At 41.7% G+C, this 12,155-nt stretch carries 12 protein-coding genes; 2 read left to right on the forward strand and 10 right to left on the reverse strand.

Annotated features, from left to right (window positions below; translation table 11 throughout):
- Positions 1 to 154 precede the first annotated feature (154 nt).
- Both BLQ57_RS11460 and ileS read right to left on the reverse strand, forming a co-directional pair.
- Complete coding sequence (locus tag BLQ57_RS11460) at positions 155 to 790, reverse strand: lipoprotein signal peptidase (protein WP_087939629.1); 636 nt, start codon at positions 788 to 790, stop codon at positions 155 to 157.
- 16 nt (positions 791 to 806) lie between these two features.
- Positions 807 to 4,181: an isoleucine--tRNA ligase gene (ileS, locus tag BLQ57_RS11465; protein ID WP_087939643.1), complete on the reverse strand. Its 3,375-nt coding sequence runs from the start codon at positions 4,179 to 4,181 to the stop codon at positions 807 to 809.
- Between the two features lie 318 nt (positions 4,182 to 4,499).
- Here ileS and BLQ57_RS11470 point away from each other — a divergent pair, with 318 nt between their 5' ends.
- Positions 4,500 to 5,225 (forward strand): hypothetical protein, encoded by a 726-nt coding sequence (locus BLQ57_RS11470; RefSeq protein ID WP_087939630.1) that lies wholly within the window; start codon positions 4,500 to 4,502, stop codon positions 5,223 to 5,225.
- A 13-nt stretch (positions 5,226 to 5,238) separates the two neighbouring features.
- Here BLQ57_RS11470 and BLQ57_RS11475 read toward each other — a convergent pair whose 3' ends face one another.
- The 8 genes from BLQ57_RS11475 to BLQ57_RS11510 all read right to left on the reverse strand — a co-directional run bounded on the left by BLQ57_RS11475 (position 5,239) and on the right by BLQ57_RS11510 (position 11,794).
- A complete protein-coding gene (locus BLQ57_RS11475) occupies positions 5,239 to 5,733 on the reverse strand; it encodes a hypothetical protein (RefSeq protein ID WP_087939631.1) in 495 nt (164 codons plus the stop codon).
- A gap of 125 nt (positions 5,734 to 5,858) precedes the next feature.
- Positions 5,859 to 6,395, reverse strand: coding sequence for a hypothetical protein (locus BLQ57_RS11480; protein WP_087939632.1), 537 nt, complete (start codon positions 6,393 to 6,395; stop codon positions 5,859 to 5,861).
- A gap of 87 nt (positions 6,396 to 6,482) precedes the next feature.
- Positions 6,483 to 7,022 (reverse strand): hypothetical protein, encoded by a 540-nt coding sequence (locus BLQ57_RS11485; protein WP_087939633.1) that lies wholly within the window; start codon positions 7,020 to 7,022, stop codon positions 6,483 to 6,485.
- Complete coding sequence (locus BLQ57_RS11490; protein WP_087939634.1) at positions 6,994 to 7,344, reverse strand: hypothetical protein; 351 nt, start codon at positions 7,342 to 7,344, stop codon at positions 6,994 to 6,996. The genes BLQ57_RS11485 and BLQ57_RS11490 overlap by 29 nt, the downstream gene beginning before the upstream one ends.
- A gap of 46 nt (positions 7,345 to 7,390) precedes the next feature.
- Positions 7,391 to 7,918, reverse strand: a complete 528-nt coding sequence (locus tag BLQ57_RS11495) for a hypothetical protein (protein WP_139162715.1) — start codon at positions 7,916 to 7,918, stop codon at positions 7,391 to 7,393.
- Complete coding sequence (locus tag BLQ57_RS11500; RefSeq protein ID WP_139162716.1) at positions 7,899 to 9,425, reverse strand: hypothetical protein; 1,527 nt, start codon at positions 9,423 to 9,425, stop codon at positions 7,899 to 7,901. Before BLQ57_RS11500 ends, BLQ57_RS11495 begins: the two co-directional genes overlap by 20 nt.
- Before the next feature lie 317 nt (positions 9,426 to 9,742).
- Positions 9,743 to 10,930, reverse strand: a complete 1,188-nt coding sequence (locus tag BLQ57_RS11505) for an RsmB/NOP family class I SAM-dependent RNA methyltransferase (protein WP_087939637.1) — start codon at positions 10,928 to 10,930, stop codon at positions 9,743 to 9,745.
- Positions 10,931 to 10,987: 57 nt separating this feature from the next.
- Positions 10,988 to 11,794: a hypothetical protein gene (locus tag BLQ57_RS11510; protein ID WP_087939638.1), complete on the reverse strand. Its 807-nt coding sequence runs from the start codon at positions 11,792 to 11,794 to the stop codon at positions 10,988 to 10,990.
- A gap of 180 nt (positions 11,795 to 11,974) precedes the next feature.
- On the opposite strand from BLQ57_RS11510, the gene BLQ57_RS11515 reads away from it, so the two are divergent.
- Positions 11,975 to 12,155: transposase family protein (locus BLQ57_RS11515; protein WP_244887420.1), on the forward strand; the 181-nt coding region annotated here is incomplete at its 3' end.

A 12,155-nucleotide genomic window follows, 5' to 3' on the forward strand; every position in this document is an offset into this window, starting at 1 on the left:
AGGGAGAAGAATTGAAGGATTCTTTCCTAGGTAAAGTTTATGGGATTGCGAATAAGGCAATTAGCGTGAAATGTACTAAAAATACGCGTTCAATTAGAAAAAATCGGCCTTTTTTTGACCACAAAAAAACCCGGAGGCATTTCCGGGTCATTCGTTACTCTTCGTTAAGCAAGGCTTGTTTATCTTGGTATTCGTCTTTTGAGGGCTCAGTTTTCTCAGGAAAGAACCTTCCCTGAAAAATCAATATAATCGCTACACCCACAAAAATAGCTGCATCTGCGATATTGAAAATGGGCCAAAGCGCAGTGTAGGATCCACCCCATAGAGGCACCCAATCAGGGACATATCCCTCCCAAATATCAAAGTAAAACATGTCCACTACTTGACCATGAAACCATGGAGTGGGTGCATTATAAGGAGCGTTGTTTAGCCAAACTCCATAAAATACAGAGTCAATTAAATTACCTATAGCACCTCCTAATATCATGGATATACATAATATATAAATGGGATGGTTTTTCTTTTCTATTATATAATACAAGTAATAACCTATACCAAACATAGCCACCAAGCGGAAGGAAGTCAGCAGCATTTTGCCATATTCGGTCCCCAGTTCCATACCAAAGGCCATTCCAGGATTGGTGGTATAGTGAAGCTTAAACCAGTCTCCAAAAATGGGAATTTGCCCCGGCGTACCAAAGTCCATCTGAAAATGAACCAGCATCTTTACCGCCTGATCGATGGCAATCACCAAAAGTGTAATGCCGAAATATTTGAGATAGTTTTTCATTGCTATGATTAAGCCATTATACTTTTTGTACCAAAACGGCAAGTTCGAAATCATCCATATCCAAGACTTGATTTTCCTTATCGAGCACTTTTAGCTCAAGGGTGAGCGCTTGAGTCTCGGATTGGATATAGCTACCAAATGCTGATACGGCTGCATCGACCAAAGGATTTCCTTCAGCGATAGCAATCGAGATTTTATCCTGTACTTCGAGTCCCATGTCTTTTCTCAGGTTTTGAATTCGATTGACTAGGTCTCTGGCAATTCCTTCCTGTCTAAGCTCATCTGTCAGGGTCACGTCTAGGGCCACAGTCACACCCGCGTCCGAGGCCACTGACCAGCCCGGAATATCCTGTGAAGAGATCAATACTTCGTCTAAAAGGATTACGACTGCTTCTCCCTCTACATCGATACTAAAGTTTCCTTCTCGCTCGATTTGGTTGATTTCCTCTTGTCTCCAGGCTTTAATCGCTGCTGCGACAAAACGCATTTTAGGTCCGTATTTTTTTCCTAAGACTGGCAAGTTGGGCTTCACTTCTTTGACCAAAATACCCGAAGCATCGTCGATGTATTCGACTGCCTTGATATTGACTTCGGATTTGATTAATTCTTCCACATGTTCGATTTGAGCCTGTATCTTTTTGCTCAAAACAGGAATTAGAATTCGCTGTAGCGGCTGACGAACTTTCAGCTTTTCTTTCTTGCGTAGGGAATGCACCAAGGAGGAAATCGTCTGGGCCAAATCCATACTAGCTTCCAGGTCTTTATTGATCAGGGATTGATCGGCAGCCGACCAATCAGTCAAATGCACTGATGCTTTGGCATCCTCATTAGCTTCAGTCAGATTTTTATACAGCCAATCTGCATAGAAAGGAGCAAAGAAAGACATCAATTGAGTCAAGCTGAGCAAGCATTCATACAAGGTTTCATAAGCCGCTTGCTTATCCGCATTCATGTCTCCTCTCCAAAATCGCTTTCTCGCCAATCGCACGTACCAGTTGGAAAGCTGATCCACGGTGAAGTTCATGATCGCTCGGGTCGCTCTCGTGGCATCGTAATTGTCCATGGCTTCCTCCACCTCAGCGATGAGGGATTGGAGCTTAGAGATGATCCATTGATCCAGTTCGGCTCGATTTTGTACCGCAATCGCCTTGGACTTGTCATAGACGAAGGCATCCAAATTGGCGTATAGCGCGAAGAAATTATAAGTATTTTGAAGGGTTCCAAAGAAACGACGCTGTACTTCCGTGACTCCGTCCAAGTTGAATTTCAAGTTGTCCCAAGGATTGGCATTGCTCAGCATGTACCAGCGCAAAGCATCCGGTCCGTATTCTTTCAGTGTTTTGAAGGGATCCACGGCATTGCCCAATCGCTTGGACATTTTGTTGCCGTTTTTGTCCAAAACCAGCCCGTTGGCAATCACATTTTTGAAGGCCACAGAGTCAAACAACATCACCGCAATGGCATGTAGCGTAAAGAACCAGCCTCGCGTTTGGTCCACTCCTTCGGCAATGTAATCTGCCGGATAATTGGCTTTGAAAATATCTTCGTTTTCAAATGGAAAATGCCACTGTGCATAAGGCATGGCTCCCGAATCAAACCAAACATCAATCAAATCCGGTTCTCGGAGCATTTTCTCTCCTTTTTCCGAAACCAAGATCACATCATCCACATAGGGACGGTGTAGGTCCAGTTCTTTGCCTTCGTAGGGAGACTTTTTCATAAAGCCGGCAGCAATAGACTTTTCTATTTCCGACTCCAGCTCTGCAATCGAACCAATACACTTCTCTTCGCTTCCGTCACTTGTTCTCCAGATGGGGAGTGGCGTACCCCAAAACCGGGAACGGCTGAGGTTCCAGTCCACCAGATTTTCCAGCCAGTTGCCAAATCGTCCCGTTCCAGTCGCCTCAGGCTTCCAGTTGATGGTTTTGTTCAGTTCGACCAGTCGGTCCTTGAATGCGGTCGTTTTGATAAACCAGCTCTCGAGCGGATAGTACAAAATAGGTTTGTCTGTACGCCAGCAGTGTGGGTAGTTGTGCTCGTACTTTTCGACCTTGAAGGCCTTATTTTCATTCTTGAGAATGATGGAAATGATGATGTCCGTGTTTTTAAAATCAGCAGCACCCTCATCATCATTGGTATAGTTTTTCACATAAAAATCATCTGCTCCAAATGTCTTGTGAGCGGTGATGCCATGCTCCTGCATTTTGGCGGCAAGATACTCTCCCACAACTGCCAGGAATTTTCCCTGCTTATCCACCACAGGGATATCATTGCCCAATTCATCTTTGACAAAAACCCCGGGCACATCGTTTTGAACCAATGTTCTAAAGTCATCTGCTCCAAAGGCTTTGGCCAAATGAACGATCCCCGTGCCGTCCTCAGTGGTCACATAATCCCCAGAAACTACCGTAAATGCAGGATGAGGAAGTCTCAATGCATCAATAGGGAATAATTGCTCGTATTCCCAACCCAGCATGTCTTTACCTTTAAACTCCTCGATCACCTTATAAGGGATGAGTTTGTCTCCTGCTTGGTAATCCTCCAGTTTCAGATCGGCGGCTTTTGGATTCAAGTAAGCACCCATTCGCGCTTTTGCCAGAATCACAGTTGCAGGCTCATGGGTGTAGGGGTTGAAGGTGTTGACCTTCACATAGTCCAAGTTTTCTCCGATAGCTAGGGCGGAATTGGAAGGCAAAGTCCAAGGCGTAGTCGTCCAAGCGAGGATGTAAGTGTTTTCCTGATTTTTCAGCTTGAACTGTGCTGTGATCGAGGTGTCTTTGACATCCTTGTAAGTTCCCGGCTGATTGAGTTCGTGAGAACTTAGCCCCGTTCCTGCGGCAGGAGAATAAGGCTGAATGGTATAGCCTTTGTATAAAAGATCCTTGTCGTAAAGCCGCTTGAGCAAGTGCCAAAGCGTCTCGATGTACTTGCTGTCAAAAGTAATGTAGGGATCATCAAGATCCACCCAATAGCCGATTTTCTCGGTCAAGTCATCCCATTCGTCTTTGAAGCGCATGACGGTTTCCCGGCACTTGCGGTTGTATTCCTCGACGGTGATTTTCTTTCCGATATCCTCCTTGGTGATGCCGAGCTCCTTTTCTACCTGCAATTCTACAGGAAGTCCATGCGTATCCCAACCTCCTTTTCGCTTCACTTGAAAACCTTTAAGGGTCTTGTATCGGCAGAAAATATCCTTGAGCGTCCGAGCCATCACGTGGTGGATACCTGGCGTGCCATTAGCTGAGGGAGGACCTTCGAAAAAGGTAAAAGTCTCAGCACCATCACGGTTGGCAACGGATTTTTCGAAGATTTTATTTTCTTTCCAATATTGAAGAACCGACTCTCCGATATGTGGAAAATCGACTTGTTTGAATTCCTGATACGTTTTCACAGTGTCCTTTTTTGAGGGATTAGGTGAAGAAAAAGGAGAAAAGCCAAGCATCCTCCTCAAAACAAGGCACAAAGATAGCAGAAAAGGGCCTTTTTGACAGGCTTATTTCAAAAAATGGTGATCGACCTTAAATCCCATTTGAATCCTCGACCAGTTTAGTTTTGACTTGGAGTTAAAAAATGAATTTAAGATGATTAATTATCACAGATAAATGGAATTAATACCTTGTCCTTGAACTATACAATAGTTTGATTTTCAGCAAATAAACTTTATTTTCATATTGTGTTTACCCAGTTGACATCTTGAATAAATCCAGCTTTGAATACCAAACTCTTTCCCCGCCTTCACCTTTGGCTGATTTTGCCATTTGTACTTACCCTTGCTGGATTTCATCAATACTGGATGGGATTCACTTCCATGCCCTTTTACTGGCATTTGCATGGAATCTCCGCTACGGCATGGTACCTGATTTTGATTGCCCAGCCCTGGATTTATCAGCATAGGTCCATCCATCTTCACCGAAAAGTGGGTATGATCGGTTTGGTCTTGGCTGGATTTGTGACCGCCTCGGGATTAAATATGGTCAAAGGAATGTTGACTAGAGAGGCTACTAGTCCGTTATTTGACTTTCGCTACAGCCTCTCCTTTTTGGATTCTCTATTTATCGGATTTTTTATGCTTTCGGTGATCTTGGCGGTGATGAATGCGAGAAATACGGCCTCTCATGCCCGATGGATGATCTCAACGGTTTTTTGGGTGCTTTCTCCGGCAATCGTGCGACTTTCTTTTGTCCCACTGCTGATGGTATTCCAGCCAGAGAGTTTCTCCGACCTGCCATTTGTCTGGTCGGATGTCTTTGTGGGCAATCAGATGCTGATTATACTGGTGCTTTTATTTTTGATTTTCAGGGATTTTCAAAAGGAAAAGAAAATCTATTCCTCCTATGTTTTGGTAACGCTCGTACAGGTTTTGGCTATTCCCATTCTCTTGTTTTTAAAAGATTCCCCTTGGTTGAGGGAATTGATGAACTCGGTGTTTTTGTGAGTTTGCCTCTAATTCAACTGATGGCCACATAGGTTTGGTGAAGTAGGGTCCATTTCTTCCCTTCTTTTCGATAGAGTTTCAAAATTACCCCACCACTTTCCATAGACATGACATTTTCAAATACCAACCCATAAATCTCCTCATTTTTTCCTTCCTGAATTAAGGGAAAGGACAATTGATAACCCGTTTTGGAAAGTTGGGCTTGGATCATTTTGGGTTTTACTTTTTTTGGCTTTTCGGTTTGCAGGGATTGCTCAAAAGCTCGAATCTGCTGCCCCGTAAATAAACTGTCCAGATTGAAGCTCTTGGTCGGATCTAGGATATCCCGCTCAAACGCGAGGGAAAATTCCCCATAGGTTCTAAACTTATCCTTAGGACTGTAAAACTCGGATCTGATGGATTTTATGCCATTTTCTCCTACCACTTGATTGAGTAGGGAGTATTCGAGCTCAGGCGGTTTGCTCTGAAACAAAAAAATAAAGCTTAGGACGATTAGAAAATTTTGCATCGAAAAGTCATTTATCTTTAGTTACTTATTCTGGTTTTACTTGCTAGAATCGATTGGAAAAATTAATCTAATAAACCAATTTGAGGAATTCAAGTAGATAGAATAAAGGTGGGGCATAATTAGCCTTACTCAATAGAAATCATAGTTTTATGTATTTTTTCCCAAAAACCCATTTCAATTCGTTTATATATGCAATAAATGGTTTCTCCTTCAAACGATTCAATGATTAATGCATATATTTCCCCACGTTCGCTTCTCAGGATAATTGGATTTGTAAAATAAAAAACACTAGTATTTGCTTGGTTAAATTTTACTTTCTTACAATTACTATCAATTTCTTTTCTTTTAATTTTATTACGGTTCTTCAAAGAAATTATACTATCTATTTTTTCTTCATAAGTATGCCCAATTAAACTATCCAAATCAAGATTTTGGTTAATTGCAAAGAGGTCTGCATAATCTGCTTTTTTAGGATTAAAGTCTTCATATTCAGCAAAACCGTGAGATTCCCATGAAATAAATCGATTATTTATAGTGCACCAATCTCTCTCTACTAGCAATTGACTGATCAAGGAATATTCTAAAGTTTGTGCAGTAACTTGTTGGGCAAATAATCCAAATGTCACCAAAACTAGCTTAAGTACTAGGTTGACCTTCTGCATAATTGCCCAGATTCAAGTATAATTGTTTCCATCGTTTTGGTAGAAAGCCATCCCTAAGTTGGGATAGCTTTTTTTTAGAGGCCTATCTTATAATTCTCCAGATAACAAAGCAAAGCATTTAAACTTCCAATGATCGTCTACTTCGAAATGGTAAATTTCAACCGCTTTGTAAGACTTCTCCCAAATAAATAAGAAACAATAAGAGTCTATTATTATGGGTTCAGAAATATGCAAACCACTTCTTTCACTAGGTTCCTTTAGCGGTTTAAGTCTCTTGGGTGACTTCTTTCTTTCATAAGGCTTGGTAAGAAATTCTTTTTTATTGAGACCTTCTATCGCTTCTTCTAAGGAGCCTTCATTAAATATACAAGTACCGATCCCAATATCGCTTTTGAATGTCAAAAATTCATTGATCCAAATTTCTGGATTTTTTGGCTGATAATAAACCTTTTCCTGCTTATCTGAATATTTGCCAAAGACATCATTTAAAAACTCGTATTGAGCACAAGATAATCCTTCACCATTATCAATATCCTGAGCATTTAATGATAAGGAGAAAATAAGGGAAACTAAAATCAAAATAAACTTACATATTATGCTAATTGCATTTCTTACCCTTTGCTTCATAGTTCCCGGATTTTTCTTTATCAAGTAAATTTAAAATATCGTCCCAAGAAGTGCCTGAAGGTAAATATGGCTTTGCCTCATCCATAAGCTGAGTGGGATTTTCCTTTTTTACTAGCCCTCCAAAAGCCATTTTATAGTAGTAATCAAATGGCAAACTTCCTCCTGTTGGTCCATATTTTTTATCCCAATTGTACAAAGATACGGCCATACCTAAAATAAAATCGGCCATGGCTGCATTATGTGTAGGATTCCAATCTTCATCATATTTTTCTAGAAACCTTACCATAATTTGTGAGTTTGGTATTTTGCTCGTTTCCTGCATAATGGTAAAAAGCCACCCAAAACTGGAATGGCTTTGTTTTTAAAGGTCAATACAATTCAAATTCAAGTGGAACTCCACATTCGTAATTCCATTTTCCCAATGTGTCTTTTTTTAGAACATGAACACTTTTTTGATCTAAACTTCTACTAAAAACAAAAGAATAATCGCCTATGCTTATTGGCTCAGAAAGAAAACTAGCTTTTGATCTTTTTTTTCTCTTCGAAGTTTTAATTTTAACCGAAAGTTTTTCCCTATTGATTTCTTTTTCTTCTAAGTCAAATACCTGATTTTTTAATTCAGATAAAGCTAGTTTAATGTCCGATTCTTTGAATGAACAAAAACCGACTCCTATATCTGAGTAATTATCTTCATTCCATAACGATTGCATCCAAGATTCAAATGGTATGGTATGATAATAAACATAAATGGTCTTTTCTTTTGCCTTTCTATAAGTACTTTCCAAGACTTTATATTGTTCCTCTGTCAACTCTGCCTTTCTTTGACCGAAGCTCTCATTTTGAAGTATTAAGAGAAAGACGAAGGATAAACATATTTTAATTACACTTCTCACCATTTGCATTATAATTTCCGGTCGCTTCGTTCTCTAATATTTTACTTATCTCACTCCAACTGCTTCCAGAAGGAATAAAGTCCTTTACTTCATCCAAAGGATCTTCAGTTCCGTCTTTCAAAAGTCCTCCAAATGCCATCTTGTAATAGTAGTCAAACCCTAAACTACCTCCTGTAGGTCCATACTTCTTATCCCAATTATAAAGAGATACTGCCATTCCAAGAATATATTGGCTCATTAATGCATGATGTGTATCAGGTAGATTCTCTGGATATTCTTTCCAATATTCATTCAGCAATTGTACCGTATTCATATCAGTTTGAATCTTTGCTTGTTTCACTAAATAAGCATGAACCGTTTCATGAATAATTGTTCTAGCGATACTCAGAGATGTTGCTTTTAGCAGATAATCGTTATTCAATGTTATGGTGATGATACCATTTACAATAGGAGAAGTAGATCCACCAGCCTTGGAACCTGTATTTCCATTCCGAATCCGATAGTCAAATTGTCCACTATTTTCAAACAGATCCAGCATTCCTGGGAAGATATCCAAGCTTCCCAAACCACTCATATCAGTCAAATATGCGCTCCCTTTAGATAGCTCTTTAAAAATGTCGGCAGCGCAGGGATTGGTCAGTTGATTGATAATGGTTGAGGGAGCGGGTATCGATGGTGGATCATAACTAGGTTCGTCTCTTGGTGGAACTGGCACCGGGTCATCACAGCATGTCGGTCTTTCATAGTCGTGATATTCTCCTCCTTCTCCAGAACCCCCATCCGGAGTATATCCTGTATCCCCAGAACAATAAGTTTTGGTCACATCTACTACTGTTCCGCCACCTTGATTATCAGGAATAAAAATAGATCGTTCTATTTCATGACAATCTCCTGCTATTTTGGCTTGATGGTTGGTAGAATTAATTGGGTGGTATTTAAAATGGTGGACCACTTCGCCCTCCTCAAAGGTAAACCCGATAAAGTGCCGCTCATCATAGGTCCAGATATCCACTATTCCTGACCAGTCATAAGGAATCCCATCGTAGCTGATCCCCTCAAAGTCTTCAATCGAGCCCTCTCCATCGGGATAGTACCTCGCTATCACTGGATCAAAACGCTCCTCTGTAGGATGCTTAACAAACATGATGTTCTGAATTACCAGTTCAGATGGGTTCCGATCCGGGAAGCTGTCTAGCATACTGGCAGGGAAGTATTTGGTTGCATTGGCCAAGCTTACTTCAAAGACCTCCCGTCCATCGGGAAAGTAGTAGTGATGGAATTGATCCCAATCGGGTTCTTTCTCGAAGAAGGGAAGGATCAATTCTTGCGACCCGGATCGGAGATTGCTGCCCCTCTCAGGCAATCGTAGCTTGGTTTTGTTTTGCTCAAACCAGTTTCGGACTTTGGCGAGCTGATCGCGTTCGCTCTGTTCCACTCGGGGACTTTCAGGTTCCTGTATGCATGAACTAAGCAGTAAACTAGCCAAGACAAAAGCGGTTAAAACTCTCAAAAATCCGTTTTTACCTGGATTTTTGTAATAGGGGGGGTAAAATTGTTTTTCATTAGATGAAAGAGTGTGTTGAAAACTGATTGATTCTCAATTGTATAAATCTATTCTATGAAATGCAAGATTTTTCAGTAAAAAAGTAGATTAAGAGAAGTTATTTCTTGAAATAATTATATTATGAAGAGTAAATAAAAATATCTAACCCGCTTCGATTAAGCTGTAAAAAAGAATTTTTTTTCATTTTGTTGCCAAAAATCGTATTTCGCCCTAAATGCCCAATCCTAAAAGCAAATGGTGTCTTTTCGATTAGCCTTGGACCCTTACTTCTTCATCAACCTGGCAATATAAAAACCGTCAAATCCACTTTCATGGGCCAACACCCGCTGCTCTTCGAGTAACTCAAATTCCTTTCCGGCTTCAGAATTCAAAAATTTCTGGATTTGTTTCTCATTTTCCGAAGGCAAAATGCTACAGGTCGCATAGACCATTTGCCCACCCTTTTTTAGCATGCTGGGATAGGATTGCAATATTTCCTGTTGGGTTTCCTGCACTTGGGCAATGGATTCGGGACTGAGTTTCCACTTGGTGTCGGGATTTCGGCGGAGTACACCCATCCCGGAGCAAGGCACATCAAGTAGCAGTCGATCTGCGGACTCTTTCAGTCGCTTGATAGTCTTGGAGCCCTCAATCACTTTCCGCTCAATGATGTCAATTCCGTTTCTTCTTGCCCGCAGTTTGGTTTGCTGAAGCTTCCATTCCCCCAGATCCATGGAGAGGATTTTTCCTTTGTTTTCCATCAAGGCTGCCAGATGCAGGGTTTTGCCTCCCGCACCGGCACAGGCATCGATGACGCGCATGCCCGGCTCCACGGCCAAAGCCGCTGCGACCAATTGGGAAGAGGCATCCTGCACCTCAAAAAGTCCCTCCTTAAATGCCGGGTTTCTGAAAATATTCTGTCTTTCCTCCAGAATCAAGGCATCTGGATAGCCTTTGACGATGTAAGTCCGAATACCATCTGCAGCCAAGCGGTTTTTAAGTTGCTCCCGGTTCATTTTTAAGGTATTCACTCGAAGCACCACTTCTGCCTCTTCATTGAGACTGTGGATTTCCGGCGCCCATTTATCGCCCAGTTCTTTTTCGCCCAACTCTTGCATCCAATCGGGAATCGACTCCAAGAGCGCCGGCTTTTCCAAGGCTTCGTAGCGGGTTTTCAGTTTTTCGGGATTGATCCGCGCAAATTCCTCCCAAGGCGGCAGCTCATTTCCCTGCATCAGCCAATAAGTACCAAAAAGATCCCAGTAGTCCTTTGAGGGGCTGAGGTAATTGATCAGTCTCCACCAGCGAACCATCTCGTAGGTGGTCTCTGCGATAAAAGAGCGGTCTCTCGCCCCCCATTTGGGATTGGATTTGAGGGTTCGCTCGATCACCTTGTCAGCGTATTGTCCCTCTTCAAAAATGGCTTCCAAGGCGGAATGAACCCCTCGGATGGTATTATTATGCAGCTTCATTCGATTCTATTTCTGCACAAAGGTAGGTTTTCTTTCCGAGTCTTTTGAATCCTCCAATCAAAAGGGCTTAAAGCTCAGGGAAAGCCGAACCCCTTCCCGTGCTACGGCCGAACCGAAATCATAACGATCCCCAAAATAGCCTTCGGCTAATAAATAGTTGGGATCATAAATAGTCAAGCCATTGGTCAAGCTGGGAACGCCTTTCAAGCTTTGCTTGCGAAACTCCAAAAAATTGGCTCGCAGACCCAAGTCCAGCTTTGGGGATAGTGACCAGGCAAAAGCCAAATCCAAGCCCGCTTTCCAGTTATTCTGCTCCACTCCCCTTACAATCGGTCCGGGGGCTATGCTGAGGCAATTCGGACAAGGCCACCAATACCAGTAGGAATAATCCGGGAAAATCTCCAATTGTCCATTAGTTCCACTTTCATTCATTCCATAAAAATTGATATTCAGCGAGGTTTTTTCACCTAAGCTGATCCGGCGCTGTATAAATGCACCAAAACCAATCAATTCGCTTTGTAGTCCAACTGGAATAGTCTCCGTCGTGTTGCCAATATAAATCGGGTTCCCATTCTCATCCGGCTGTGGACCGTAAATCTCTCTATATCGCTTCCCGTCTTCCTGCTGCTGATAGGTAGCGCTCGGGCCTCCCAACAGTCCAATGGCCCATTTTTCACCAATAGGTATGCCTACAAATAACCTAGCACTTCCAAATCGATTTTTTTCAGGAGCAAAAAATTGGGGATAGCTCAGGGACTTTTCCCAATAAGTACCGTCGAGCTCAAAGAATACACTGCGTTTTTCCTGAGCATAAGAAATGAAAGGAAGAAGCAAAATCCAGGTTAGTAAAATTAGTTTTTTCATGTGTTTATAATTTGTTTCTTTTTCATTTTTAGGTAAAGGAATAAAAAGGCTCTAGATGATTTATAGTGGGTAACTGGAAACTGATTTAGGGAAAGTATCTATTTTAGTTTCATGAACAGCAATCAGATTTTTGAGATGGCCCTAGGTCTAGAGAAGCCATGGCATGTAAAGGAGATAATAATGACAAAGCCTGAGGCTGGGCACCACGGCCAGATCGATATATATCTTGACTTCGAGAAGGGTTTTAAATTCCCGAACGGGAAGACCCATGATACGGTCGAAAGGACCTGGCAGCATCTCAATTTTTTCCAACATAAATGTTTCCTTCATGCACGGGTTCCCAGAGTACAAACAGCTGATG

The sequence above is a fragment of the Algoriphagus faecimaris genome (assembly GCF_900101705.1).
Lineage (GTDB): Bacteria > Bacteroidota > Bacteroidia > Cytophagales > Cyclobacteriaceae > Algoriphagus > Algoriphagus faecimaris.